The organism is Streptomyces shenzhenensis (genome assembly GCF_003688995.1).
Taxonomy (GTDB): Bacteria; Actinomycetota; Actinomycetes; order Streptomycetales; family Streptomycetaceae; genus Streptomyces; species Streptomyces shenzhenensis_A.
This window is the reverse complement of record NZ_PENI01000025.1, coordinates 72,710-97,587: the sequence shown is the minus strand read 5'-3', so window position 1 is coordinate 97,587 and position 24,878 is coordinate 72,710. Positions and strand designations below refer to the sequence as shown.

18 protein-coding genes and 1 pseudogene are annotated in these 24,878 nt (G+C 72.9%); 12 read left to right on the top strand and 7 right to left on the bottom strand.

From position 1 onward, the window contains the following. Window positions 1-141 precede the first annotated feature (141 nt). Both CTZ28_RS31630 and CTZ28_RS31625 read left to right on the top strand, forming a co-directional pair. Window positions 142-2,073 carry a fibronectin type III domain-containing protein gene (locus CTZ28_RS31630; RefSeq protein WP_183154682.1) on the top strand — a complete coding sequence of 644 codons (1,932 nt, stop codon included), beginning with the start codon at window positions 142-144 and terminating at the stop codon, window positions 2,071-2,073. A gap of 94 nt (window positions 2,074-2,167) precedes the next feature. Beyond that, complete coding sequence (locus tag CTZ28_RS31625; RefSeq protein WP_121893143.1) at window positions 2,168-3,244, top strand: WxL protein peptidoglycan domain-containing protein; 1,077 nt, start codon at window positions 2,168-2,170, stop codon at window positions 3,242-3,244. 40 nt (window positions 3,245-3,284) lie between these two features. Here the strand turns inward: CTZ28_RS31625 and CTZ28_RS31620 are convergent, their stop codons facing one another. Together CTZ28_RS31620 and CTZ28_RS31615 are read right to left on the bottom strand one after the other, a co-directional pair. After that, window positions 3,285-3,863, bottom strand: a complete 579-nt coding sequence (locus CTZ28_RS31620; protein WP_121893142.1) for a type 1 glutamine amidotransferase domain-containing protein — start codon at window positions 3,861-3,863, stop codon at window positions 3,285-3,287. A 392-nt stretch (window positions 3,864-4,255) separates the two neighbouring features. Then, on the bottom strand, window positions 4,256-5,191 hold the full coding sequence (locus CTZ28_RS31615; protein WP_121893141.1) for an NmrA family NAD(P)-binding protein: 936 nt from the start codon (window positions 5,189-5,191) through the stop codon (window positions 4,256-4,258). A gap of 364 nt (window positions 5,192-5,555) precedes the next feature. On the opposite strand from CTZ28_RS31615, the gene CTZ28_RS31610 reads away from it, so the two are divergent. From CTZ28_RS31610 to CTZ28_RS31585, 6 genes and pseudogenes are all read left to right on the top strand, one after another. Then, the gene (locus tag CTZ28_RS31610) at window positions 5,556-6,527 is read left to right on the top strand and encodes an alpha/beta hydrolase (RefSeq protein WP_121893140.1); all 972 of its coding nucleotides are present in this window, start codon (window positions 5,556-5,558) and stop codon (window positions 6,525-6,527) included. A gap of 609 nt (window positions 6,528-7,136) precedes the next feature. Next, the gene (locus tag CTZ28_RS31605; protein ID WP_220795458.1) at window positions 7,137-8,312 is read left to right on the top strand and encodes an MFS transporter; all 1,176 of its coding nucleotides are present in this window, start codon (window positions 7,137-7,139) and stop codon (window positions 8,310-8,312) included. Between the two features lie 67 nt (window positions 8,313-8,379). Then, window positions 8,380-8,958 carry a TetR/AcrR family transcriptional regulator gene (locus CTZ28_RS31600; protein WP_121893138.1) on the top strand — a complete coding sequence of 193 codons (579 nt, stop codon included), beginning with the start codon at window positions 8,380-8,382 and terminating at the stop codon, window positions 8,956-8,958. An 85-nt stretch (window positions 8,959-9,043) separates the two neighbouring features. Continuing rightward, window positions 9,044-10,330: a hypothetical protein gene (locus CTZ28_RS31595; protein WP_259471907.1), complete on the top strand. Its 1,287-nt coding sequence runs from the start codon at window positions 9,044-9,046 to the stop codon at window positions 10,328-10,330. Between the two features lie 56 nt (window positions 10,331-10,386). Then, window positions 10,387-10,650: pseudogene (locus tag CTZ28_RS31590) on the top strand (alpha/beta fold hydrolase); the annotation flags it as partial. A 228-nt stretch (window positions 10,651-10,878) separates the two neighbouring features. Further along, window positions 10,879-12,222 carry an MFS transporter gene (locus CTZ28_RS31585; protein ID WP_121893137.1) on the top strand — a complete coding sequence of 448 codons (1,344 nt, stop codon included), beginning with the start codon at window positions 10,879-10,881 and terminating at the stop codon, window positions 12,220-12,222. Window positions 12,223-12,388: 166 nt separating this feature from the next. Here the strand turns inward: CTZ28_RS31585 and CTZ28_RS31580 are convergent, their stop codons facing one another. Beyond that, a complete protein-coding gene (locus tag CTZ28_RS31580) occupies window positions 12,389-13,060 on the bottom strand; it encodes a ScbR family autoregulator-binding transcription factor (RefSeq protein ID WP_121893136.1) in 672 nt (223 codons plus the stop codon). Between the two features lie 356 nt (window positions 13,061-13,416). On the opposite strand from CTZ28_RS31580, the gene CTZ28_RS31575 reads away from it, so the two are divergent. Then, a complete protein-coding gene (locus CTZ28_RS31575; protein ID WP_121893135.1) occupies window positions 13,417-15,291 on the top strand; it encodes a CocE/NonD family hydrolase in 1,875 nt (624 codons plus the stop codon). A 339-nt stretch (window positions 15,292-15,630) separates the two neighbouring features. Next, the gene (locus tag CTZ28_RS31570) at window positions 15,631-17,130 is read left to right on the top strand and encodes a N,N-dimethylformamidase beta subunit family domain-containing protein (RefSeq protein ID WP_259471914.1); all 1,500 of its coding nucleotides are present in this window, start codon (window positions 15,631-15,633) and stop codon (window positions 17,128-17,130) included. A gap of 22 nt (window positions 17,131-17,152) precedes the next feature. Here the strand turns inward: CTZ28_RS31570 and CTZ28_RS31565 are convergent, their stop codons facing one another. Further along, the gene (locus CTZ28_RS31565) at window positions 17,153-17,683 is read right to left on the bottom strand and encodes a DoxX family protein (RefSeq protein WP_259471913.1); all 531 of its coding nucleotides are present in this window, start codon (window positions 17,681-17,683) and stop codon (window positions 17,153-17,155) included. Window positions 17,684-17,842: 159 nt separating this feature from the next. Between CTZ28_RS31565 and CTZ28_RS31560 the strand changes: the two genes are divergently transcribed. After that, a complete protein-coding gene (locus CTZ28_RS31560) occupies window positions 17,843-19,738 on the top strand; it encodes a glycerophosphodiester phosphodiesterase (protein WP_121893133.1) in 1,896 nt (631 codons plus the stop codon). Window positions 19,739-19,759: 21 nt separating this feature from the next. Here the strand turns inward: CTZ28_RS31560 and CTZ28_RS31555 are convergent, their stop codons facing one another. From CTZ28_RS31555 to CTZ28_RS31545, 3 genes are all read right to left on the bottom strand, one after another. After that, the gene (locus CTZ28_RS31555; protein ID WP_121893132.1) at window positions 19,760-20,254 is read right to left on the bottom strand and encodes a hypothetical protein; all 495 of its coding nucleotides are present in this window, start codon (window positions 20,252-20,254) and stop codon (window positions 19,760-19,762) included. A gap of 117 nt (window positions 20,255-20,371) precedes the next feature. After that, window positions 20,372-22,003 carry a phosphodiester glycosidase family protein gene (locus CTZ28_RS31550; RefSeq protein WP_121893131.1) on the bottom strand — a complete coding sequence of 544 codons (1,632 nt, stop codon included), beginning with the start codon at window positions 22,001-22,003 and terminating at the stop codon, window positions 20,372-20,374. A 502-nt stretch (window positions 22,004-22,505) separates the two neighbouring features. Then, window positions 22,506-23,174 carry a ScbR family autoregulator-binding transcription factor gene (locus tag CTZ28_RS31545; RefSeq protein WP_121893130.1) on the bottom strand — a complete coding sequence of 223 codons (669 nt, stop codon included), beginning with the start codon at window positions 23,172-23,174 and terminating at the stop codon, window positions 22,506-22,508. A gap of 538 nt (window positions 23,175-23,712) precedes the next feature. Here CTZ28_RS31545 and CTZ28_RS31540 point away from each other — a divergent pair. Then, a complete protein-coding gene (locus CTZ28_RS31540; protein WP_121893129.1) occupies window positions 23,713-24,501 on the top strand; it encodes an HAD family hydrolase in 789 nt (262 codons plus the stop codon). Window positions 24,502-24,878 lie beyond the last annotated feature (377 nt).

The following is a 24,878-nucleotide window of genomic DNA, read 5'->3' as shown; positions in this document are numbered from 1 at the left end:
AATTTCCAAGATCGCATTTAGGGCTGGTTTACCCAATGGAGAGACCTTCTTTGCGTCCATTCATGCACTCCGTGCACCAAAGGAACGAAATTGAAGAGATTGAGACCCTCCACGCAGGCTTCGGGGCCTGCGCGGCGCCGCGTGGCCACCGGGACCGCAGCGGCATTCCTGGGTGTGGCCGTGGCCTTCGGCAACGGCCTGGCGTCCCCCGCCAGTGCCGCCGAGTCCACCACGCTCAGCGGCATCATCCTCGGTGTGGGCGCCAACGAGTCGCAGCGCACCGTGACCTGGTACTCGGCTGACGACACCGCCCAGAAGGTGCAGCTCGTCCCGACCGCGCAGCTCGCGAACGGCGAGTTCCCGGCCGACGCCGCCGTCTTCGACGCCACCGGCGGCGCGAACATCGCCACCAGCGGCGGCTACAACCGCCACGCGACGATCACCGGTCTGAAGGAGCACACGGCGTACTCCTACCGGGTCGGCGGCGACGGCAACTGGTCGGCGACGTACTCGTTCAAGACGCAGGACTTCGAGGGCAACTACGACTTCCTGTTCTACGGCGACCCGCAGATCGGCTCGTCCGGCAACATCGCGAAGGACCAGGCCGGCTGGCAGGACACCCTGGACGTGTCGCTGGGCGCCAACCCGGACGCCGAACTGCTCGTGTCGGGCGGCGACCAGGTGGAGACCGCCAACACCGAGTCCCAGTGGAACGCCTTCCTCGCGCCCGACAAGCTGCGCCAGTACCCGTGGGCGGCCACCATCGGCAACCACGACGTCGGCGGCAAGGCCTACGAGCAGCACCTGTACACGCCGAACACCGACCGCTCGGCCCCGTACTACTCCAACGGGAACCCGACGTCCAACACGTCCGGCGGTGACTACTGGTTCATCTACAAGGACACGCTGTTCATCGACCTGAACAGCAACAGCTACGCCACCTCCCAGGGCGGCGGCGGCGACGCGGCGCACATCAACTACGTCACCGACGTCATCAACAAGCACGGCTCCGAGGCCAAGTGGAAGGTACTCGTCTACCACCACGCGATCTACTCGCCGGCCGCGCACGCCAAGGACAACGACAACAAGGTGCGCCGCACCGACTTCCCGACAACGTTCTCCAAGCTCGGTGTGGACCTGGTGCTCCAGGGTCACGACCACAGCTACTCCCGTAGCTACCTGATCAAGAACGGTCAGAAGGAGAACCCGGACGAGCAGCCCGGTGCCGCTGACGTCTACCCCGGCCCCGGCGGTGTCCTGTACGTGACGTCGAACTCGGCGTCCGGCTCGAAGTACTACGACATCACCAAGCCGGACAGCAGCGCCACCAGCGGTGCCGGCAACGGCGCCGACCCGCTGAACCCGGACAGCTACTGGTACAACTCGACCCAGAACCAGGAGCACGTCCGCAGCTACGTCAAGGTCGGCGTGCGCAACGACAAGCTCGTCGTCGAGAACCTGCGCAGCGGCACCTGCCAGGCGCCCAACGCCGCGGTGGAGCTGGGGCAGGTCAACTGCACCAACACCCCCGAGGGCAAGCCGGTGGGCTCGGTCGTCGACAAGGTCACCGTGCACCCGTACCACGGCAACGGGCAGGACCTTCAGGTCGACGTGCCCGAGGCGGCTCCGGGCGAGTTCGGCTGGACCATCGACGGCTACAACGGCCTGGTGGATCTCGGCACCGCGAAGGAACACGACGGCGAGTACTTCCAGGCGAACGGCAAGATCAACCCGATCCTCGTGTCGGACAGCCGCCGCTCGCTCGCCCCGTGGTCGATCTCGGCGAACGTGACCGACTTCAAGGACGCCGACAAGTCGTTCTCCGGCGCCTACCTCGGCTGGACGCCGAACGTGCTCCAGGACGGCGCCGGCGCCAAGGCCAGCGGATCGGTGGCCTCCGGCTACGACGACAACGGCCAGGGTCTGTCCGTCTCGCGCGGCCTGGCCTCGGCCGAGCAGGGCCACGCCAAGGGCAAGGCCAAGCTGGGCGCCGACCTGGACCTGAAGATCCCGGGCAGCGTCAACAAGGGCACCTACCGCGCCACCCTCACGATCACTGCGCTGAGCAGCTGACCGGACCCGTTCCACCCGTGGGGGCGAGCACCGTCCGGTGCCCGCCCCCATCCCCCGCCCGACCGGACCCGCCCAGACCGCCCGAGGACCCCAGATGCACGCGCCCACCCCGCGCCGGAAGACCACCGTCGCCGCCCTCCGTACCGCCGTCCTGGCCCTGCTCGCGGCCCTCGTGTTCGCCGGGCCGCTCGCCGTCCCCGCCCAGGCCGCCGTCGGCGACGTCACCTGGACCGTCCGCACGGCCCCGAACAGCTACGGCTCCGACCGGTCCAGCTTCGGCTACGGGGTCAACCCGGGCGGCCGGATCGACGACGCCATGGTCGTCGCCAACCGCGGCAAGGACCCGCTCACCCTGACCGTCTACGCCGCCGACGGCTTCACCACCGACGCGGGCCAGCTCGACCTGCTCACCAGGGACAAGAAGTCCGTCGGCGTCGGCGCCTGGGTGCACGCCGGCCGCGACAGCGTCGTGGTCCGGCCCGGCAGGACCGTCCGGGTCCCCTTCAGCGTCACCGTCCCCGACAACGCCACCCCCGGCGACTACGTGGGCGGCATCCTGACCTCCCTGAAGCAGCCCGACGACGCCGCGGGCATCAATGTGGACCGCCGCCTGGGCATCCGGGTCAAGCTGCGCGTCAGCGGCGAACTCAAGCCGCGCCTGGAGATCGAGAACCTCCAGGTGCGCTACGACGGCACCCTCAACCCGTTCGCCAAGGGCGACGCCACCGTCAGCTACACGATCCACAACACCGGCAACGCCATTCTGTCGGCCCGTCAGACGGCCTCGCTGTCCGGGCCGTTCGGCTGGCTGCGCGCCGACGCGGGCGCGATCGCCGCGCCGCCCGAGCTGCTGCCCGGCGAGAGCTGGAAGGTGTCGGTGCCCGTGCACGACGTGGCGCCCGCGTTCCGGCTGACCGCGACCGCGACCCTCACGCCGCTGCTCACCGACGCGTCGGGCTCCACCAGCCCGCTCAAGCAGGTCGAGGCCACCGCGGGCGGCTGGGCCGTGCCCTGGACGCTGCTGCTGATCGTCCTCGTGCTCGCCGCGGCCGTCACCACCTGGCTGGTGCTCGCGCGCCGCGCCCGCGCCAAGCGCAAGCAGCGCGAGGACGCCCGGGTGCGGGACGCCGTCGAGCAGGCGCTGCGCGAGCAGGAGACCTCCACCCCCTGAGCCGGCGCGGTGGGGGCGGCGGCGACGGCACGGAGGGGCGTCAGCGTTCCACCGTCGGGTCCCAGGCCGGCCGCATCGCCTTGGCGAATTCGTCGATGACCGTGTTGCAGAACGCGGGCAGGTCCCTGGGGCTACGGCTGGAGATGAGCCGCCCGTCGACGACGACCTCCTCGTCGAGGACCTCGGCGCCGGCGTTGCGCAGGTCGGTGCGGATGCTGGGCCAGGAGGTGACGCGCCGGCCGCGCAGCACGTTCGCCTCGGCGAGGGTCCAGGGACCGTGGCAGATGGTGGCGATCGGTTTGCCGCTCTCCATGAACGCCTTGACGAAGGCCACGGCGGCCGGGTCCATGCGCAGCTGGTCGGGGTTCATGGTGCCGCCCGGGAGGACCAGTGCGTCGTAGTCGCCGACGGAGGCGTCGGCGACCTTCCGGTCGACCGTGAACGTGCCCGCGGGATCGATGTCCATCTGACGTGCGCTGATCTCGCCGTCGTGGAGGGAGAGTAGTTCGGTGTCGGCCCCGACGCCGTGCAGGGCGCCGCGGGGCTGTTCGAGTTCGACCCGCTCGACCCCGTCGGTGGCGAGGAAGGCGACCTTGTGGCCGCGGAGTTCGTCGGTCATGTTCGGCTCCTTGCAGAACGCCACGGCGGCCCGGAAGGCAGGGAGTCACGCCGCCGCGGCTGTCGCTCGGCACATCGGGCCCTTTCCGGGTATCCCGCCACACGAGAAACATGCACAACAGCGACAGAAACGTGTCAAGCGGTCCGGGGAACGTGTCAAGCGGTCCGGCCGGAGTGGTCCGCCGGTGCGCGGGTGGGGTATGGTCGATCTTGAGCGCGGCGGTCAACACCGCTTCGCCCGTGGTGCGTTGGTGGTCCAAGGAAAGACGTCCCGCTTCCTGCGGGGAAATGCAGGTGCAAGGCCTGCCCGGCGCTCGGATCAGGTCCCGTCCCCCGGACATCGGGGGACGGGACCTGTTGTGTTCCGGTTGCCGGGAATCCCGCGGCGCCGTGCTACGGCCGGCCGTTCGGGTCGGCGGGACCCGGGCCCAGGTAGAAGTCCTTGCGGGCGGACACGAACGCCTCCACGGTCTCGGCGGGTACGCCGGTGACGCGCGCGACGTCGTCGGACGCGCGGTCGTAGCGGTTCTCCCGGTGCAGCCGGGCCATGGTGGCGATGTGCTGCTCGGTGTGCGCCGGCAGGCCCGCCCGCGCCAGCACCTCGGCCCGCCACCGGTCGAGCGGAACGTCCACATAGGAGACCGGGCGGCCCAGCGCCCGGGAGAACTCCTCGGCGATCTGCGTCATGTCGAGCGTGCGCGGCCCGGTCAGCTCGTAGACGTGCCCGACGTGCGGGGCCGGGTCGCGCAGCACGGTCGCGACCACCCGGGCCACGTCGGCCGCGGCGACCGGTGACGTGCGCCCGGTGCCGAAGGGCAGCTCGATCGTGCCGCGCGCCCGGATCGACCGCGCCGCCAGCGTCGTGAACAGCGGATTGTCGAGGAACGCGGTCGGTCTGATGTGCACCACCGGCAGGCCCGACCAGTTCAGCACCTGCTCCGCCAGCCAGTGCAGCCGCTGCTGCCGCGACTCGCCGACGCTGGTGGCGGTCATCTGCGACACCGTCATCTGCGACATGCCGACCAGGCCGTCAAGGCCGCCGTACTCACGCGCCACCGTGGCCACCACGGTCGCCGCCAGCAGGTGGTCCGGGGACACCGGCATGGCGAAGTACATCCGCCCGACCCCCTCCAGCGCCGGCGCGACGCTCTCGGGCCGGGTCAGATCGCCGATGACCACCTCCGCGCCGAGCGCGCGCAGCCCGGCCGCACGCTCGTCGTCATGGCGGACCAGCGCACGCACCGGCACATCCAGGGCGCGCAGTTGCCCGAGTGCCCTGCGGCCCACGTCACCGGCGTGGGCGATGAGAACCAGACGGTCGGCAGCCATGGGCCGGTCTCCTTCCGGCCCCGGGACCTTCGGGTCAGGGCGCCGAGCGACAGTGGGGCATCGGCTCCCAATCTAGGGCGGACCGGTCCCTCGTGGCGCCTTCGGTGACGTTCCCCCGCACGGGACCGCGGCCGCCGGCGGAGCCCGCCCTCGCCCCCGCCTGGAGGCACCGGTCTGATGCCCCCGCTGTGCGCTCCTCGGAGCTCTCGCCCGGATGGCGGACACGCCGCCCAGGGCGGGCGCGGCCGGCAGCGGTGCCCGGTTGCCGCGTGGGGCGGGTGCGCCTTGAGTGGATCCAGCGCGCTCGGGGCGACGGGCGCGGTCCGCACCCGTACCCGCCGGGGCCGCCCGAACCGGAGGAATCATGTCCGCCATCACCCCGCCCGTCACGCCGTACCTCGAACCCGCCGCGAGGAAGCTGGCGGAGGCCGCCGACGCGCACCCCCGCATCCACGAGGTGCCGCCGGAGAAGGGGCGCGACATCCTGAACGGGCTGCAGGGCGGCGAGGGTGTACGGCGGCCGGAGGTCGACGAGGAGTGGGTGACCGTCGACGCCGGGAAGTGGGGGCGGGTGCGCACCAGGATCATCCGGCCCCGGGAGGCCACCGGCACACTGCCCGTGGTCTTCTTCATCCACGGCGCCGGGTGGGTGCTCGGCGACGACCAGACGCACGACCGGCTCTTCCGCGAACTCAGCGTCGGGGCGGATGCCGCGGGCGTCTTCCCGGTCTACGACCGCGCCCCCGAGGCGAAGTACCCCACCCAGGTCGAGCAGAACTACGCGGTCGGCCGATGGCTCGCCGAGCACGGGGCCGAGCACGACCTCGACCCGGGCCGGGTGGCCGTGGCCGGGGACTCGGCAGGCGGCTGCATGGCGGCCGTGTTCGCGCTGATGGACAAGGAGCGCGGCGGCCTCGGCCTCAAGGCGCAGGTCCTGCTGTACCCCGTCACCGACGCCGGCTTCGACACGCCGTCCTACGGGCAGTTCGCGGAGGGCTACCACCTCACCCGCGACAGCATGATCTGGTTCTGGGACCAGTACGCCAAGCCCGCCCAGCGGACCGAGCCGCACGCCGCGCCGCTCCGGGCGGGCCTCGATCAGCTCAGGGGCCTGCCCACCACGCTCGTCATCACCGGCGAGGCGGACATCCTGCGGGACGAGGGCGAGGAGTACGCCAACAGGCTGCGCGAGGCGGGGGTGGACGTCACCGCGGTCCGCGTGGCCGGCATGGTGCACGACTTCATGATGCTGGACAGCCTGCGCGACACCCATGCCGCGCGCGTCGCCCGCCATCTGGCCGTACGAGCCCTGCACAAGGCCCTGCACGGCCACTGACCGCGAGCGGACGAGGAGGCGTGGCGGACGGCTCAGGCCGTCAGCCGGACCGGCATCGAGCGCACCGCCCGCCGCCCGCCGCCCGGCCGCACGCGACTCCTCGGCCGTGCAGCCGGCCCCGGCGGTGGCGGCGTTCCTGGAGGCGGCGGTGCCGGCCCCGCCCCGGAGCAGACGCCGGCCTTCGCCCGGCTGCACGCCCCGACGACCGGCCCGTGCAGCTGCGCCGGGGCCGGCCACCGCACCCCGGCGACGCGCTGGACGGGGCCGGCAGCCGGAGCCGACGCCCGGGTCCGCGCACGACTGGCTGCTCGCGGGCACCGGCCGCGCAGAGCGGCGACGCACCCCTCGATCCGCCGCCGTCGACACCTTCCATCGGACGGCCGGCAGCAGGCCATCTCTGGATGAGATGACCGTCATCCGGATTCATCGCCGACAGCAGGGAAGCAATGAGGGGCGCCGAGCGCTGGGAACGCCGAGGGCATCGACGAAGCTGCCGCACCACCAGATCCATGCCGGGCCCCGGCCCGTCCCCGCGAAGAAGGCACCGTGTCCCCGTCTCCCGATCTGACCACGCAGCGCCGCACCGCCACCGCCTCCGCCTCCCTTGGCGTGCCGGGCCGGCTGGTCGCCCTGCTGGCCGTCGCCACCGGCATGACCGTCGCCAACCTGTACTACGCCCAGCCCCTGCTCTCGGAGCTGCGCGACGTGTTCCAGGTCAGCGAGTCCACCGCCGGCCTGCTGATCACGCTCACCCAGATCGGCTACGTCATCGGCATGCTCTTCCTGGTCCCGCTCGGCGACCGGCTGGAGAAGCGCACCCTGGTCACCGTGCTGCTCGCGGTGACCACCGTCGCCCTGCTGGCGGCGGGCCTCGCGACCGGGTTCCCCATGCTGCTGGTCGCCTCCCTGGTCAGCGGTGCCACGTCCGTCGTCGCCCAGATACTGGTGCCGTTCGCCGCGAGCCTGGCCCCCGACCATGCGCGCGGCCGGATCGTGGGCCGGGTGATGAGCGGCCTGCTCACCGGCATCCTGCTGTCCCGGACGCTGAGCAGCCTGGTCTCCGACGTGGCCGGCTGGCGCGTCGTCTACCTCGGCTCCGCGGCCCTGATGGCGGTGCTGGCGGTGGCCCTGCGGGTGACCCTGCCGCAGCAGGCGCCCACCATCTCCGTGCCGTACCACCATGTGCTGCGCTCCACCGCCGCGCTGGTGCGCACCCATCCGGCGCTGCTGCGCCGCGGCCTGTACCAGGCGGCGATGTTCGGCTCCTTCAGCGCCTTCTGGACCACCGTCTCCTACCTCCTGACCGGACCGCGGTTCCACTACTCGGCCGTCGGCATCGGCATCTTCGCGCTGGTCGGAGCGGCCGGGGCGGCCATCGCGCCGCTCGCCGGGCGCTGGGCGGACCGCGGTCTTGTCCGGCCCGTGACCGTCGGCTCGTTCGCCGTCGCCGCGGCGGCCTTCGCCATCGCGGGGTTCGGTCAGCACAGCATCGTGTTCATCGCCCTGGCCGCCGTCCTCGTGGACATGGCCGTGCAGACCAGCCTGATCCTCGGCCAGCACACCGTCTACCAGCTCGACCCGCACGCCCGGGCCCGCCTGAACTCGGCGTTCATCGCCACGTTCTTCCTCGGCGGCGCCCTCGGCTCCCAGCTCGGCTCCGTCGCCTACCACGCCGGCGGCTGGGGCGCGGTGAGCGCCCTCGGCGCGGCCCTGCCGCTGCTGGCGCTCCTGTACTGGCTCACCGAGCGCCGCACCACCGCCGAAAGCGCGCCGGAGACCGTCTGAAGCGCCCGTATGCCCGTGATCACGAGGCTTTCTTGAGCGAGCGATCCAGATAAGTTAGGGTGAGCACATGGCACGGACCCGGGAATTCGACACCGAGGCGGTGGTGAGCCGCGCGATGGAACTGTTCTGGACGCGCGGTTACGAGGCGACCTCGGTGCGCGACCTGACAGCCCATCTGGGCATCGGACAGGGGTCCCTGTATGCCGCGTTCGGCGACAAGGACGGCCTGTACCGGGCCGCGCTCGAGCACTACCGGGCCACACTCGCGGCGGCCGCCCTGCGCAGCCTCGACGAGGGGGCCGACACCCGGTCGGCGATCCGCACGATGCTCGTCGAACGGATCCGGATCGCCGTCGACCACGGCGGCCGGGGCTGCCTGCTGGTGAACGCCGCCTGCGAACGTCTGCCGGACGACCGGGCGACCGGCCGCCTCGTGCGTGACGTCCTCAGCGCCAGTCAGGAAGCGCTCACCGACGCGCTGCGCACGGCGGCCGAGCGGGGCGAACTCGCGCCGCGGCACGACCCGTACACCCTGGCCGCCTTCCTCGTCACCTTCCTCAACGGCCTGCTGGTCTCCTCGAAGATCACCCCGGACATCCGCGCCCTCGAACCCCTCGTGGACGTCGCGCTGACGGTCCTCGACTGACCTCTCCCGGTCCGCGGCCGACCCCGCAGCCGGCTTTTTCCTGCCCACAATCTGTAACGAGTGATCCAGAAAATTCGGAGGACCCATGCTCCCCGCACAGCCCCCGGCCGCACCCGCTCTCGGCGGCAGCCGGTGGAACACCTTCCCGGCGACCGGCAGCATGACCGCCCGTACGTTCTTCACCGGCGTCGAACCGCTGCTGCAAGGCACCGTCGACGCCCTCCGGCACCCCGACTTCGACGTGCTGCGTGCCCAGATCCACGCGACGCTCGGCCTCGGCACCCGGGAGACCTCCCTGCCGCTGGCCATCGGCCCCGAGAGTGCCTCCGCGGCCCGTGAACTGGGCGCGCAGGCCGAGTCCATCGGCGGCGAGCTGGCCTCCTGGACGGCCGAGGCCCTCGACCGGCTGCGCACCCGTCGCACGCCCCCGCCCGCGGGTCCCCTCGTCGTCCGCAGCCACTGCTACGGCCATCTGCTCACCCACCCCGCGGCCCGGCTGCTCCTGGACCAGGCCGGCGACACGGTGGCGATGCAGCTCTACAACGAGTGGCTGCACCAGATCGTCCTGCTGCGCGACGCCCTGCTGCCGTTCGCCGACTGGCGCGAGGTGCCGCTCCTGGTCACTCCGGCCGGGCTGCGCCACACCGAGCAGGCCCGCGACCGCTTCCTCACCGAACTTCTCGTCCGCCGGATCCGGCACAGCAGCATCGTGGACTTCGCCCGCCACGTCGTCACCGGCGCCCCGGGCCCCGCCGGCTACGGGTTCGACACCGACGGCGGCACCGTCCTGCCCGCCGTCGTGGCCGGACCGCCCCGCACCGCCCCGGGCCACCTGCTGACCTGGCGCCCCGATCCCGCCGCCGCAGGCACCGCCGCGTACGTCGCCGAACTGCGGGACTACTACGCCGCGCCCCGCACACCGGCCGAACAGCTGCCGCCCGCCACCGCGGCACCGGGGCCGCTCACCGCCCGTGTCGTCACCGGCCCGGCCGTCGACGGAACCCGTACCGCCCGTATCGAGGTGACCCACGACGGCACCACCGCCCGCGTCGACCTCGGCCAGGCCCTGCGCGGCCACCGCTTCGCCCAGCGCAGGACAACCGCCGCGGAAGCCCCCGCCGCCGACGGCACCGTGGACGCGTGGGCCGTCCTGCGGGCGCCCGGGCTGGTGTCGGCCCGGGGCGGCGGCCTCACCGTGGACGCCACCGGCCAGGACGACCTCGTCGTACTGGCCCTGCTCGGCCGGCTCTACCCGGACCACGTCGTACTGCGCTCCCCCGGCCAGGCCCCGGACCGGCCGGACGGCCTGTTCATCGAAGCGCGCGTCCAGGACGACACGGGCCGTCCGGCCGACCCGCCGACCACCCGGTGACCACCCCCGGCCCCGACGACTCCCGCCGTCGCACACCTGGAAGGACCAGCAAGGCAATGATGTTCGACCACCGTGGAGAACCCGTCCGCACGGGCCGTGCCACGGTCAACGGCACACACCTGCACCACCCCGGGCCGGCGGTCGTGCTCCTGCACGGCCTGCCCAAGACCGGCTGCCACTGGCGCCACCTCCTCCCGAGGCTGACACCGCAGCACACCGTCGTCGTCCCGGACCTGCGCGGCCTCGGCGATTCCGCCCGGCCCGCGGACGAATGCGACTCCGCGACGATGAGCGCCGACATCGCCGCGCTGACGGCCCACTCGCGACGTTCTCCCGGGTGAGCGCGGTGTGGTCCTCGAAGCCGAACCCGTAGAGGAGCGCCTCGGCGTACACCGGGGCGGGCCACGACCCGGCCGACGTGGTGCTGCCCCTCCTCGTCGCACGGAGGCAGCCGTGCGGCGAGGGCCCACCGGGGCCCGGTCCGCCCGTCGCCGCATCGACGGTACGCTCCCCCGGTGGGGGCGCCAGGGAAGGGAACGGCCGGCGGCATGGCGGACGCGGGGGAACGGGACGGGCGGGCGCGAGGGGGTCCGTGGGCGCCGTTGGCGCACCGGCCCTTCCGCCGCCTGGCGGCCGGCCGGCTGCTGGTGTACTTCGCCAACGCGATGGCCCCGGTCGCCCTCGCCTTCGCCGTGCTCGACACCACCGGCTCGACGACCGATCTGGGCCTGGTGGTCGGCGCGCGCTCGCTCGCCAACGTGGCGCTGCTGCTGGTCGGCGGGGTGGTCGCGGACCGGGTGCGGCGCGCCCTGGTGCTCCAGGGCTCGGCGCTGGCCGCGGCAGCGGTGCAGGCGGCCATCGCCGCGAGCGTGCTGCTGGAGGCGACGTCGATCCCGCTGCTCATCCTGCTCAGTGTCCTCAACGGCGCCCTGGCCGCCATGTCGTTGCCGGCGTCCGCGGCGCTGACCCCGCAGACCGTGCCGTCCACGCTGATCCGCCCGGCCAACGCCGTGATGCGGATGGGCACCAACCTGGGCGCCATCGCGGGCGCGTCGCTGGCCGGCATCGTGGCGGCGGTCTTCGGTCCCGGCTGGGGCCTGGCCGGCAACGCGGTGGCGTTCAGCGGCGCGGCGGTGTGCTTCCTGGGCGTGACGGTGCCCGGGGCGACCGGGCGGGCCGCGCCCGGCGAGCGGGTCCGTCCGCTGCGCGAACTCCGGGAGGGCTGGCGGGAGTTCACCGCCCGCCGCTGGGTGTGGCTCGTCGTCCTGCAGTTCATGGTGGTCAACGCGGTGATCGCGGGCGGTGTGCAGGTGCTCGGCCCGGGCATCGCCGACGACACCTTCGGCCGCGGGCTGTGGGGCACGGTGCTGGCCGCCCAGATGGCCGGGGCCCTGGTCGGCGGGGTCCTCGCCGCCCGCTCCCGGGTCCGCCACGCGCTGCTGCTCGGCGTGGCGCTGACGGCGGTGGAGGCGGTGCCGCTGGTGGTCCTGGCCCAGGCACCGCACGCCCTGCTGCTGGGCATCGCGATGTTCGCCAGCGGACTGGCCATGGAGCAGTTCGGGGTGGCCTGGGACGTCTCGTTGCAGGAGAACATCCCGCACGACCGGCTGGCCCGGGTGTACGCCTACGACGCGCTGGGCTCCTTCGTGGCCCTCCCGCTGGGCGAGATGGCCGCCGGCCCACTGGCCCACCGCCTGGGCACCGGCAGCACGCTCCTGGCCGGTGCCGTCCTGGTCACCGTCGTCACGGCGGCGGCCCTGTGCAGCCGCCAGATCCGCACCCTGACGACGGGCCGCACACCGGCGGCGACCGGAACGACGCTCCCGCCCCTGGCACCGGACCGCACGGACACACCCGGGACGCCGGGCGCGGCCGAGGCGCGGCCGCGGTGACGCACCGCTTCCTCCCGGCCCGGTCGTCCGCGGCGCGGTGGTGCTGCCGGTGCCCCGGTCGGCACACGGCTCAGGCACCGGAACGCCGGCCTCCGGCCCCGGACAAGAAACGGCACGTGCGGTATGCCCTACGGCGTCGCCCACGGCGGGTGCGGGGGGCGGGGCGTCAGACCTCGGCGGTCACCGGGGCGGCCCGGCGGGCGCGTTCGGCCTCGGCCTCGCGTACGACGCGGGCGCCGCGGTCGGGCCCGGTGTCCAGCCTGACCAGTGCCGCGGGTGTGGCGATGGCCGGCAGCATATGGGCGTAGAGGACGCAGACCCGCTCGCTCAGATCGCTCCACCGGGAGCTCGCCTCGGAGAACGCCTGCGTGCCCAGCCAGGCCCCGAAGAAGCACTCGGCGGTCTGCGCGGGCTCGACGTGCGGCAGCACCTCGCCCCGTTCCCGGGCCTCGGCCAGCAGCGCGGTCGACCGCTCGATCCAGGCCGGCCAGGCGCTGCCGAACAGGGCGCGTCCCTGTAGGTCGCCGGAGAGGCGGATGCCCGCCTGCAGGATGACGTCCCGGGGAATCTGGTGGGCCAGCGACATCCCGGTGTCCACCCACTCCTGCAGCTTCGGTTCGCGTGGCACGCGGTGGTCGCGGGTGGTCTGCTCCTCGATCACTCCACGGGCCAGGGCCTCCTTGGAGTCGAAGTGGAAGTACAGGGCCCCCTTCGTCACCCCGGCCCGTTCCAGGATCTCCGCGATGGTCGCCGCCGCGTAGCCGCGCTCGGCGAAGACCGAGGCCGCGGCCTCGACAACAGCACGACGGGTCCGTACCGCACGCTCTTGCCGTGCCACGGAACCCCTCCTCGGGCAAGAACCAAACCGAATGTGATGCACCCTACCCCAATCCGCTGTCCCCGCCCCGGACTTGATCCGGACCGGACCCGGTGGCGCTGACGGCCCGTCAGTCATCGGTGAAACCACCGCCGCTGAGGGCCGGCACGTGCTCTCGCGGCGGGCCAGGGAGCGCGCGCCGAACAGGCCGCCCGTCCGCCGCCGAAGCGGTAACACAGCGGACACACAGGGGCGTTGACGCGTTCCTGTGATGATCATAGGCTTCCCGGCCATCGCCTCCGGCCCGGCGGGCCGGCGGGCGCCGCTCGACCGGCACCACCTGCACCATCCCGTAGCCCAGCACTCCGGAGGAGCATGTGAAGAGACGTCGCGCGGCCGCCTGGGCCGCCTCCACCCTCGTCACCACCCTGGCGTTGACCGGCGCGCTCACCCACCCCGCCGGCGCGGCGCCCGATGCCACGGCGCAGGCCCGGACGGCAGTGGCCACCGCCACCGACCCCGTCACCCACGCGGAGAACGACCGCGTCCCGGAGGGCTCGGCCTGGACGCAGCACTACTTCCCGTCCTCGGACCGCTCCGGCACCGAACTGCACGCCGACGTCCTGCTGCCCGAGGGGCTGCGCAAGGGCGCGAAGGTACCCGTGATCCTGTCGATCGGCCCGTACTTCGGGCACTCCGGGCAGACCGGCCCCGAGGGCTGGACACACGCCGGTCCCTCCTCCCGCTTCCAGGACTTCGTCGAGGGGACCGATCTGTTCGCCCGCGGCTATGCCTTCGTCATGGTGGACCTGCGCGGCTTCGGCGGCTCCACCGGCTGCCTCGACTGGGCAGGACCCGGCGAACAGGCCGACGTCAGGGCGGCGGTCGACTGGGCCGCGCGCCAGCCGTGGTCCACCGGCGCGGTCGGCATGTACGGCAAGTCCTACGACGCCGTCACGGGCCTCATCGGCAACAACCTGGACCAGAAGGCGCTCAAGGCCGTCGTCGCCCAGGAACCCGTGTGGGACATGTACCAGTACATCTACTCCAACGGCGTGCCCCGCCCGAACGTGACCGGCACCGCGAACGCCTACAACTCCATCGCCACGATCGCCCCGTTGGCGGACGACGACGCCCGCTACCGGGCCAACGCTCGGTGGGAGGACGCCCACCCGGAGTGCCTGACGCAGAACTCGGCCGGGTACCGGATCGCCGACCAGCGGGACGAGCACTGGACGTCCCGTGATCTGGCGAGGATGGCCAGGGGTTCCGACACCCCGCTCTTCGTCACCCAGGGCTTCATCGAGAACAACACCAAGCCCGAGGAGATGCAGGAGTACCTCGACAACCACGTGGGCCCCGAGCGCGGTTGGCTCGGCCAGTGGGACCATGTGCGCGGCGGCGACCGCACCGGCGACGGGCGCCTGGCGATGGGCCGCGAGGGCTGGTACGACGAGACGCTGTCCTTCTACGACCAGTACCTCAAGGGCATCAAGCCGAAGGTGCGCTACCCGGCCTACTCCGTCGAGGACTCCACCGGCGCCTGGCGCAGCCAGCGGACCTGGCCGGTCGTGGAGCGGTCCGCCACCCTGCCGCTCGGCGGCGGCTCGTACGTGGACGACGGCGGCGCCTCCGCCCGCGCGGCGCTGGCCGCGGCCGGCGGTCCGACGGCGAACGCGCTCGCTCAGCCGTCGGGCGACTGGGACATGGAGAACGCGCCCACGATCGAGCCGGCCGCTCCGAGGGCCCTGACCGACACCGCGGCGAAGCTCCAGGAGTCCGGTGCGGTCACATCGAGCTTCTTCGTGTGGTCCGAGCCGGTCCGCAAGGCCGTACGCGTCACCGGCACCCCACAGGTATCGCTGACCGCCAAGGGCGCGGGCAACATCATGCTCAAGCTGTACGACGTCGCCCCGGACGGCACCGCCGTCATGTTCGACGAGCAGGTCTCCCTGCTGGACTCGGGCCGGCTGACCGTCGACCTCAAGGCGACCGACTGGACCCTCGCGGCCGGGCATGTCCTGGCCGTGGAGATCGGCTCCATCCGGACCGGCTCCTGGCGTGACACACCCTCGGGCGAGACGATCTCGGTCAAGGGCGCGCGGCTGAGGCTGGCCCTGGACGATCCGGCCGACGACGTCGCCACCGGCGGCGGCCGTTCCCCGTTCCTGGACACCTATCTGCGCCAGTACACGGTGGAACTGCCCGCGGGACGCCCGACGTTCACGGTGCCCTCCGGCAGCCACCGCTGACCCCCCGGCCGGTGCCGGCCGCCGTTCCGGGACGCCCGGAAGCCCCGGCGGCAGGCACCGGCCGCTCAGTCCTCCCCCGGCGCCCGCCCGTACCCGGGCACCGTACCGACGAACGTCCGTGACCGGGCCGCCGTCAGCGGTGTGTGCCGCGCTGCCCGACCGGTCCGGCCGTGTCTCCGGTGCCGCGACGGGGCGCGCGAGCGCGCATCCCGTGTCAGCCTGGCCCCATGGAGCGGGAACGCGAGCCGACCGGCGGGAGGAGATGTGAACTCCGACAGACACGGCGCGGACGAGCGGACACCTCCCGCGGCCGGACCGGACCGCCGGCGCTTCCTCGGTATGTGCGCGGGGCTCGGGCTCTCCTCGGTGACGGCCGCCGCGTGCACCCGGTCCGCTCCCGCGCCGCGCCCCACGCCCGCCGCGCACCGGGCCGAAGCGGAGCGGGACCGCCCCGGAACACCCGAGTGGCGCATCCGGTCGCGCGGCCCCGCCGACGCCATCGTCGGCTACGCGGACCGGTCCAGCGTGACACCCGGCGAGGAGTGCGCACTGCATGTGTCGACGACCGCCGCGTCCTTCCGCGTCTCGGCCTTCCGGATCGGCTGGTACGGCGGCGCCCAGGCCCGGCTCGTCTGGTCGTCCGGGCGGGTGCCGGGCCGTGCTCGCCCCGCACCCCGTTTCCTGCCCGACACCCGCACCGTGCGCGCCGACTGGCCCCGCACCCTCACCTGTGACACGTCCGGCTGGCCGGAAGGCGCGTACCTGCTGCGGCTGGACGCGGACACCGGCCACCAGCGCTACCTCCCGCTGATCGTCCGCTCCACCCGCGCGACCGGCCGTACCGTCCTCATGCACGCCCCCGCCACCTGGCAGGCCTACAACCGGTGGGGCGGCTACAGCCTCTACAACGGCTCCTCCGGCGCGTACGCCACCCGCTCCCTGGTCGTCAGCTTCGACCGCCCCTACGACGGCGACGGCGCGGAGAAGTTCCTCGTGTACGAGCGCGCGGCGGTGGTCCTGGCCGAACGGCTCGGCATCCCGCTCGCCTACACCACCGGCACCGACGTGCACCGCGACCCGGGGGTCCTGCGCGGCGCGACGACGGTGGTCGCCCTCGGCCACGACGAGTACTGGACCCCGCAACAGCGCGACCACCTCACCCGGGCCCGCGACTCCGGCACCAATATCGCCTTCCTCGGCGCCAACACCTGCTTCCGGCGCGTCCGCCTCGAACAGGGTGACACCGCGGCCGACCGCACCGTGGTCTGCTACAAGTCCGCGGTCCGCAGCGACCCGTACTACGCGACCCACCCCGCCCTGGCGACGACCGACTTCCGGCTGGCCCCGGCGCCCGACCCCGAGTCGTCCCTGACCGGAGTGCTGTACGAGGGCTACCCCACCGACGCGCCGTACGTCGTGCACACCGCCGACCACTGGCTGTACGAGGGCACCGGCGTACGCGCAGGCGACGGGTTCGCGCACCTCGTCGGCGTCGAGTACGACCGGGTCACGCCCGACCCGTCGGTGCCCGCGCCACTGGAGATCACGGCACACTCCCCGCTCGTGTGCAACGGCCGCCCCAGCCACAGCGACTCCGCCTACTACACGGCCGCCGGCGGTGCGGGCGTCTTCGCCACCGGCACCATGCGCTGGGTGGAAGGGCTCATGGCGGGCACCCCGGACGGCGGCCGCGACCACGGCATGGACACCCGCACCCGCGACTTCGTCACCCGCACCACGGAGAACCTCCTCCGTGGCTTCGCCCAGGGCCCGGCGGCACGGCATCGGCCCGCGCCACGCCCGAACACCGACGACGTGTACCGGAGCACCACCGCGTGAGCCGGCAACGCGACGGGACGGCTCAGAGACTCAGCGCGACCGCGGCCCCGATGCCACCGAGGCCGAGGGCGACGGCCGCTTCGGGCCAGCCGCCGTCCCGCCAGGGGAAGAACCGGTCGAGGGCCAGCCGTCCCGGGCCGAGGGCGGCGATGGCCACGGCGACGACGGCGACGCAGATGCCGTACTCGATCCCGCCGTTCTGGTCCCACAGGCCATGGGCACCGCTGACGGTCACCATGGCGTTGATCATCACGCCGACGAGGGCGGCGGCCGCGAGCGGGGTGAACAGCCCGGCGGCCAGGCCGAGGCCGCCGAAGAACTCGGAGAGCCCGCCGATCAGGGCGAAGACCTTGCCGGGGCGGTAGCCGAGGCCGTCGAAGTACGTGCCGGTGGCCGTCAGGCCCGGCCCGCCGAACAGCCCGAAGAGTTTCTGGCAGCCGTGGCCGACCAACAGCACGCCGAAGGTCAGTCTGATCAGCAGCCGTCCCCAGTCGTCGGCGCACAGCCAGGGCGCCGTACGGCGCCGCGCCACCGATCGCGCGGAATCCGGCATGAGTTCGGTACTGCGCTTCACCGTTCTCATGGTCCCGCACCACCGGCACCCCCGCACCTCGGCACGTACGGCGGTGGCGTGCCTCGTGATCCCCTTGCCGCTGGACAGAGTTCCGCTGTATTTCAGTAAGAGTTGAGCAAGAAATCTTACCTTCCGCTCATGTCGAACAGATCGCTCACCACCTTCTCGGCGGCCCTGCTCAGCTCCGCCGCCCTCGTCCTCGGGGTCGTCGTCACCCCGGCCGGCGCCGACCCGACCGCGTCCGAAGCCACCACCCCGGAGAACCGGACGGTGCTGGCCGAGGACTTCTCCGGCACCGCCCTGCCCGCGGGGTTCACCGCCGTGGAGGGTTCCTGGCAGGTCAAGAACGGCCGGCTGTACGGCACTTCGGCCAACTCCGGCCAGCAGAGCCGCATCACGTTCGGCGAACACCTCACCGACTTCCGGATCGAGGTGACCGCGCGGTTCGAGTCCGTGAACGACTCGGCCCGCTGGACCGCGATGGGCCTGGACGTCCCCGCCGACGGCGCCGTGCCCTGGCAGATCGCCACCATGCGCAGCGGCACGACCGCCACCAACGGCCTGGAGTTCGCCCAGCGCACCACCGCCAACACCTGGAACGTCACCGACACCGCCGCCGCGCCGTCGGCCGCCGGCACCGGTCGCGACGTACGGATGGCCGTCGAGGTGCACGGCGCCAAGGCGCGCTGGTACTTCAACGGCACCGAGGCCATGCGGACCACCAAGCTCGCCCGCTCGGCGCGCGGCGTGGAGGCTCTGGTCGTCAACGGCGCGACCGTGTCCTTCGACGACCTGAAGGTGACCGAGCTGCCGGCCGAGAGCCACCTCCGTCCCGCGGGTTCCCCGCTGACCGTGATCGCGCACCGCGGCGCCTCCTCGGCCGCCCCGGAGAACACCCTGGTCTCGGACGAGATCGCCCGGCGCGGCGGAGCCGAGTACATCGAGAACGACGTCCAGCCGAGCAAGGACGGCGTCCCGTACGTCCTGCACGACGGCACGGTGGACCGGACCACCGACGGCATCGGCCTCATCCGGAGCCTGACGTCCGCTCAACTGGACGCGCTGGACGCCGGTTCGTGGTTCGCGCCCGTCTACAAGGGCACGCGCATTCCCACGCTGGCCGCCCAGTTGGAGGATCTGAAGAGCCGCGGCGGCGCCATGTTGCTGGAGATCAAGGGCGCCCACACCCGGGACGAGGTCGCCACGATCGTCAAGACCATCCGTGACCATGGCATGACCGACCGGGTGTTCGTGCAGAGCTTCGAGGTCAGTGCGTTGCGGTACACCTACGAGCTGGCTCCCGAGCTGCCGCTGGGTCTGCTGCGGGACGCCCTGGACGCCGACCCGGTGGCCATCGCCAAGGAGCTGCACCTCTCGGCCTACAACCCGTCGGACGGCGGCCTGTCCAAGCGGCTCGGCGTGGTGCAGGACCTGCACGCGGCGGGGGTCGCGGTGAACGTCTGGACGGTGGACAGCGCGGCCCGCTGGCGCGCGCTGGAGGCCGCCGGAGTGGACGGCATCATCACCAACCGTCCGGCCGAGCTGTCCGGCTGGAACGCCGCCTGGCTGCAGCGGCAGAACGAGACCCCGGACGCGCCGGCCGTGAGCATCACCTCCCCGGCGGCCGCCGCCCGGCTCGACCGCGCACAGGCCCCGGTCGCCGCGGTGCAGGCCACCGGTGCCGACAAGGTCACCCTCACCCTGGACGGCGGCCCCGTCACCGCCGGCAAGCCCCTCGGCCTCGCCGGGCTCGCCGCCGGTGAGCACACCCTGCGCGCCGAGGCCACCGGTCCCGGCGGCACCACCACGGCCACGTCGGTCTTCACCGTCGAGGCGTCCCGGACCGGTCTGGCCCATCTGATCCTGACCTCGGGCGCCAAGGACCAGGTCGTCGCCAAGCTGACCGGCATGCTCGGCCGCGCCGACTACAAGCAGCTCGCCAAGTGGGCCGAGCGGCACGCCGGCCGGTCGGGGCTGTCCGGCGACCGCGCCGCCCTGATCGCGGCCGAGGCGTCCGCCCTGGCCGCGGCGTAACACGGCACCGGCCGGCCGCCGTCAGTCGGCGTACAGGACCGCGAAGCCGGCCTCGCCCTCGTGGAACCGGGCGAACAGTTCCGCGAGGGTGGCCGGGCCGGCGTGGTCGACGAGGAGCACCGGCTGTTTCACGCCGTCCCGTTCGGGGGGTACGAAGTCGGTGACGAGCGCCCGGCGCAGCAAGGTGACCCGGTCGTCGTCCGCCGGGTCCGTGGCGAGGCCGGCGAGTTGCTCGTGCAGGGTGTCGGTGCGGTCGGCCAGATCGGCGGCGAGCACCTGCCGGGAGGCCCGGACACTGACCGACAGCCGGTCGCCGCTGCGTACGTAGCGGGCCGACAGATCGAACGGCAGCAGGTAGAAGACGCCCTCCTCGCCCTCGTGCCCCCGGTTCAGGAGCACGGAGACCATGCGCTCGCCGGGGTCCTCGGACGCCACGTCGACGGAGAGGAGCACGCCGGTCCCCTCCGGGCCGAACGGTGGAACGGCGGTGATCCACATGCTGGGTGAGTCGTCCATGCCGGGCATCCAAGCACATGCCTCCGACAGGCTCCGCCGGCAGAACGGCGGGGCGGCACCCCGCCGGCCCGGCTCAGTCGCAGCCGCCGGCGGAGTGCCGCCCCGGGTCGGTCGGGATCAGCCCCTGCCGGTGCGCGGCAGGACCTGGATCGTGTCACCGACGGCGCGCTCGCCGCTCGCGTCGGACGTGGTGTTCACGAGGGCGCCGTCGACCGCCATCGCCGTGGAGCCGCCGCCGTCGAGGTTGAGGGCCTGTACGGCGCCGAGGGAACGCATGAAGTCGGCGGCCTCGGCGAGCGTGAAGCCCTCGCTGACGCCGGGCTGACGGCCGTCCACGGTCACCAGCAGGAGCCGTCCGCGACGGTCGACGCCGGCCAGGGTGCGGGGCTGGCGCACATTGGACCAGGCGAACCCGAAGGAGAGGTCCAGCGGGTCCAGGGTGCCCTCGGTGGCGGCGTCGATGTGCACGCGGCCGTCCTCGACCAGGGTGGGCGCCGCGCTGACGATGCTGTCGTCGGGGCCGAGCCTGACCTGGCGCCCCGAGGCGTCCCTGACGACCTCGCGCAGCGTCAGCCGCCGGCCGGCGTCGGCGTGCTCGGTCAGCCAGGCCGCCGCCTGCCCGGTGCCCTGCAGGACGGAGCCTTCCGCGGGCACGGCGCCGCCCCGGTCGCCACGGGAGACGACGACACCGCGCTTGTCCAGGACCACCTGGACGCCCGCGCCGGTGGGCAGGGGCGCGTGGAAGGACGGGGTGAACTTCACCAGGTCGTTCGCGAGCGTGCAGGTGGTGTCGTGCCGGGGCAGCTCGGTGGGCACGGCACCGGGACGGCCGCAGTTGCGCAGCTTGCCCGGGACCCGGTTGATGCCCTGCACCGCGTGGTCGGCGGCGCCGGCACGCACGGTGACGGTGGTGGACAGGTCCGCGACGCGCGGGCGCCGTCCGCCGTCGCCGAGGATCAGTGCCGCGCGGGAGCCGACGGCCATCGACTCCAGTCGGCCGTCCACCGCGGACAGGCCGGCCATCGTGCCCTGGACGCCGTCCGCGTCGGAGGTGATGAAGAATCCGCCGTTGACGCCGACCAGGGAGCCGAGCCGGGCGGCCACCGTGGAGGTCTTCTCGCGGTCGGCGACGTCACCGCCGTCGCTGACCTCGATCGTGCCCCGCAGCCGGGCCGGGTCGACGACGGCGACGTGGATGCGTTCCGCGTCGGCGCTCTGCCGTCCGTCGTAGCCCGTCCACTCGACGGACGTACGGAAACCGGCCGCCGACACCGTCGAGTTGAGCGTGCCGGCCTCGGCCTGGGTGGCGTACCGGCCGATCCTGACCTGCCAGCCCATCGTGCCGCGCGGGGTGTCGGCGTACCGGTCCCACTCCACGCGCTCGAGCCGCGGTTCGAATCCGGCGGCCCGCAGCCGTCCGGCGGTGGCGTCGGCCCAGTCGCGGTCGCCGAGAGGTGCCCAAGTGGCGGCGCCGGTGAGGCGGTTGACGGCCGGTGCCTGGACGGTGACCGTCCAGACGCCGGCGGCGTCGGGGTTGTGCAGCACCCCGGTGCGGACCTGGACGCCGGGAGCCACGTTCTGCGTGGTCCAGGCGATCGTGCTGGTGGCCGGGGCGGCGGCCCGCGCGCTCGCGGCGGCCGGCGGGACGAGGGCGATCAGGGCCAGCGCGGTCCCGAGCGCGATGCCTCGTCCGACTCCCTGCTTTCCGCGACGCGTTGCGCGTCTCGGCGTCTCGGCTGTGACAGACATGCTTCTCCTGACGTACGGCGCCTGCGGTGCCGCACGTCAAGCCGGCGCCGCGCTCGGCCACATCCCAGTTCCGTGCGGGGACGGTGGCGTCAAGCGCCAGGAACTTACCGGGGAACCCTCGGTGACATCCGCACCCGATCACCGCCGCGCGGCCGAGGGCCATGACGGTGCCCCCACGGGGGCGAGCCCGGGCGCTCAGCCGTCAGTTCGTGCGGCGGATGGTCGACGACGTCGACATGAATCAGCCGGTGACCACCACGACCTGACCGATCCTCGTCTGCCGCGGCCGGGCGGGCTGCCGTCGCCCCATCACCCGGGCAGAGGAAGGTCTCGGCCGCCGTGCGGGGCTCCCCGCGCACTGCGCCCAGCGGCAGGCCGGAGCCGCCCGGCGGCGAATCGAGCAGGCAGGCCCGCCGGCCACGCGCCGGCACGGGCAGCGGGTGACCGGGCACTGCCGCACCGGCGGGTACGGCCGACGGCCGGACCGGCGGCTTCCGGGGCCTCACTCCATCGGCTCCGGCACATCCGGCGGAGCCGGCGGCTTCCGTGCCGCCTCCGCGCGTGCCTTGCCGACCACTCCCGTCGGATCCGCGTCCCCCTGGAGGGAGAGCAGGGTCAGATGCCACCAGTCGGTGAGGCGGTCGGTGACGGTGTGCGGGCCCTCCAGGGCCTCGGTGAGGGTGCAGAGGCCGAAGAAGGCCCGGACCAGGGTGCGTGCGGTGGCGGCGGGGCGTACGTGCTGCGCGAGCTGGCCGGCGGACCGGGCCTGGGCGAGGAGGCGCGTGGCGGCGGCGGTCCACAGGGCGAAGGGGTCGGGCAGCGGGGCGTCGATGGTGTCACGCTCGGCCCACAGGCGTGCGCCCGCGCGCGTGAGCGGGTCCTCGGCCAGGGCCCGGGCGATCTCATAGCTGAGGGTGACGAGGCGTTCGAGGGGCGGTACGGCGCGGTCCGTGTACCGCGCGGCGAGCCCCGGCCAGGTGGCGAACCGGTCCCGGACGACGGCGAGGGCGATCCCCTCCTTGCTGGCGTAGTGGAAATAGACGGAGCCGCTGGTCCGACCGGACCTGGCACTTATGTCGTTGACGCTGGTACCGGTGTATCCCTGTTCGGCGAAGAGGCAGGCCGCTGCCTCCAGGAGTGATCTGCGGGTTGCCCTGGCCCGTTCCTGCAATGCTGTCCACTTTCGCTCAACATTCCCGTGATGATGGAGAATGTAGTGCGCCCGCGCACGCCGGGGGCAATTCATGCCTATCGTGCGCGGTAATTGCTCAATTCTTTCGAAGCTGAATACTTACGGGTGATTCCGGGCCCGGTCCGGCGCGGTTCCTGGCGGCGGCACGACTTTTCGCCACCCGGTCACGCCCCTTGCGCCTTGCCTCCCGCATATGCCTCAACTCGGCCGCATATATGCAGGGTTGACGGACCAGCGGAACGGCGACCGAGCACCACGCATTCGATCACACTTACACCCTGACTGCGGCAATTGTCGAGCACTCGAAGTAGTGATTGCCTCGGGCTCCGAACCGAAAATAGCGTAGCGACCGCGATGTTTCCCCTTTGCGACGGAATGACATGAGTCCGGGCTGTTCCGTCCGTACGACGACACCGACGGACGCACGCGGTCGGCGCGCGTCCGGCACGGGGAACCGCAGCACTCGCCCGAACCGCGGTCCGCCACGAGCAGGGCCGCCCCTCCCGCAGGAGCCACTGTGACCACCCAGGCATCTCCCCTACTCGACTGGTCCCCCGACGCCGTCGTCTTCGACTGCGACGGCACCCTGATGGACACCGAACGGCACTGGCAGGAGGCCCGGACCAGGGCCTTACGCGCCTTCGGCCTGAGGCCCGCGCCCGGGTTCGCGGAGCGGGCCAAGGGCGTGCACTACATCGACTGCGGCCGGCTGATGGCCGAGGAGGCGCACAAGCCCGAGCTGACCGGCGATCTGACGACGGCGCTGCTGGAACACTTCATGGAACTCGTCGCCGACGATCCCGTGACCATGCCGGGGGCCGCCGAGTTCGTACGGTCGCTGTCCGGCCGGCTGCCGCTCGCGGTGGCCAGCAACTGCCCCCTGGAGGTCGTGGAGGAAAGCCTCTCCCGAGCGAGACTGCGCCGGCACTTCCGGCACATCGTCGTACCCTCCGGGATGCCTCCCGACGCGCCCGGCGCGGATCCGGCGGCGGTCACGCCAGGGGTCGTACGGCCCAAGCCCTGGCCCGACGTGTACGCGACGGCGGCACGGCTGTGCGGCGCCCGGCCGCACCGCGCGCTGGCGGTCGAGGACTCCCTGACGGGGGTCGAGTCCGCGTGGCGGGCCGGGCTCCGGGTGCTCGGGGTGGGACCGCAGCCGGCCCAGGCACACGCCGGGCGGGCCGACCTGTGGGTGCCGGCCCTGCACTCCCCGCTGCTGAAGTCATGGGTCCGGGACCGGGTACCGCGCCCCGCCGGGCCGGCGGACCGCATCGGCGAGCAGCGGGGACACGAGCAGCACGGCTGAGACCGCCCGGCCGGCCGGGCCGGCGCGGCGATCACCGAGCGGCATGGCGTGTGTTCCGGTCGTCGGCGGAGTACGTCGGCGCTAGCCCGCGCATCCGGGTGACGGACCCGCCGTCCCAAGGGCGTCAGGGTCGCCCGACGCACCGGAGGACGAACCCGGACAGCCGGCATTCACCCGAACGGCTTAGGGTTCCGCCGCGCTGATGTGCGCGGTCACCCGTCCGGGCGCAGGCTGAATCCATGCACACGCCACCGGCCTGATCACTACTCCTCTGGGAGGCCACGTGATCCTGCTAGCCCTGCTCGTCCCTGTAGCACTGCTGCTTCTCATGTTCGCGATGCAGGCACTGGAGGACCTGCTCTTCCCTCCGCCTCCTG

What these genes read in the sequence shown, in the direction of transcription:
- CTZ28_RS31625 (WP_121893143.1), top strand. Translation starts at nt 2,168, where the DNA reads ATGCACGCGCCCACCCCGCGCCGGAAGACCACCGTCGCCGCCCTCCGT.
- CTZ28_RS31620 (WP_121893142.1), bottom strand. Translation starts at nt 3,863, where the DNA reads ATGACCGACGAACTCCGCGGCCACAAGGTCGCCTTCCTCGCCACCGAC.
- CTZ28_RS31615 (WP_121893141.1), bottom strand. Translation starts at nt 5,191, where the DNA reads ATGGCTGCCGACCGTCTGGTTCTCATCGCCCACGCCGGTGACGTGGGC.
- CTZ28_RS31610 (WP_121893140.1), top strand. Translation starts at nt 5,556, where the DNA reads ATGTCCGCCATCACCCCGCCCGTCACGCCGTACCTCGAACCCGCCGCG.
- CTZ28_RS31600 (WP_121893138.1), top strand. Translation starts at nt 8,380, where the DNA reads ATGGCACGGACCCGGGAATTCGACACCGAGGCGGTGGTGAGCCGCGCG.
- CTZ28_RS31595 (WP_259471907.1), top strand. Translation starts at nt 9,044, where the DNA reads ATGCTCCCCGCACAGCCCCCGGCCGCACCCGCTCTCGGCGGCAGCCGG.
- CTZ28_RS31585 (WP_121893137.1), top strand. Translation starts at nt 10,879, where the DNA reads ATGGCGGACGCGGGGGAACGGGACGGGCGGGCGCGAGGGGGTCCGTGG.
- CTZ28_RS31570 (WP_259471914.1), top strand. Translation starts at nt 15,631, where the DNA reads ATGTGCGCGGGGCTCGGGCTCTCCTCGGTGACGGCCGCCGCGTGCACC.
- CTZ28_RS31565 (WP_259471913.1), bottom strand. Translation starts at nt 17,683, where the DNA reads ATGCCGGATTCCGCGCGATCGGTGGCGCGGCGCCGTACGGCGCCCTGG.
- CTZ28_RS31560 (WP_121893133.1), top strand. Translation starts at nt 17,843, where the DNA reads ATGTCGAACAGATCGCTCACCACCTTCTCGGCGGCCCTGCTCAGCTCC.
- CTZ28_RS31555 (WP_121893132.1), bottom strand. Translation starts at nt 20,254, where the DNA reads ATGGACGACTCACCCAGCATGTGGATCACCGCCGTTCCACCGTTCGGC.
- CTZ28_RS31550 (WP_121893131.1), bottom strand. Translation starts at nt 22,003, where the DNA reads ATGTCTGTCACAGCCGAGACGCCGAGACGCGCAACGCGTCGCGGAAAG.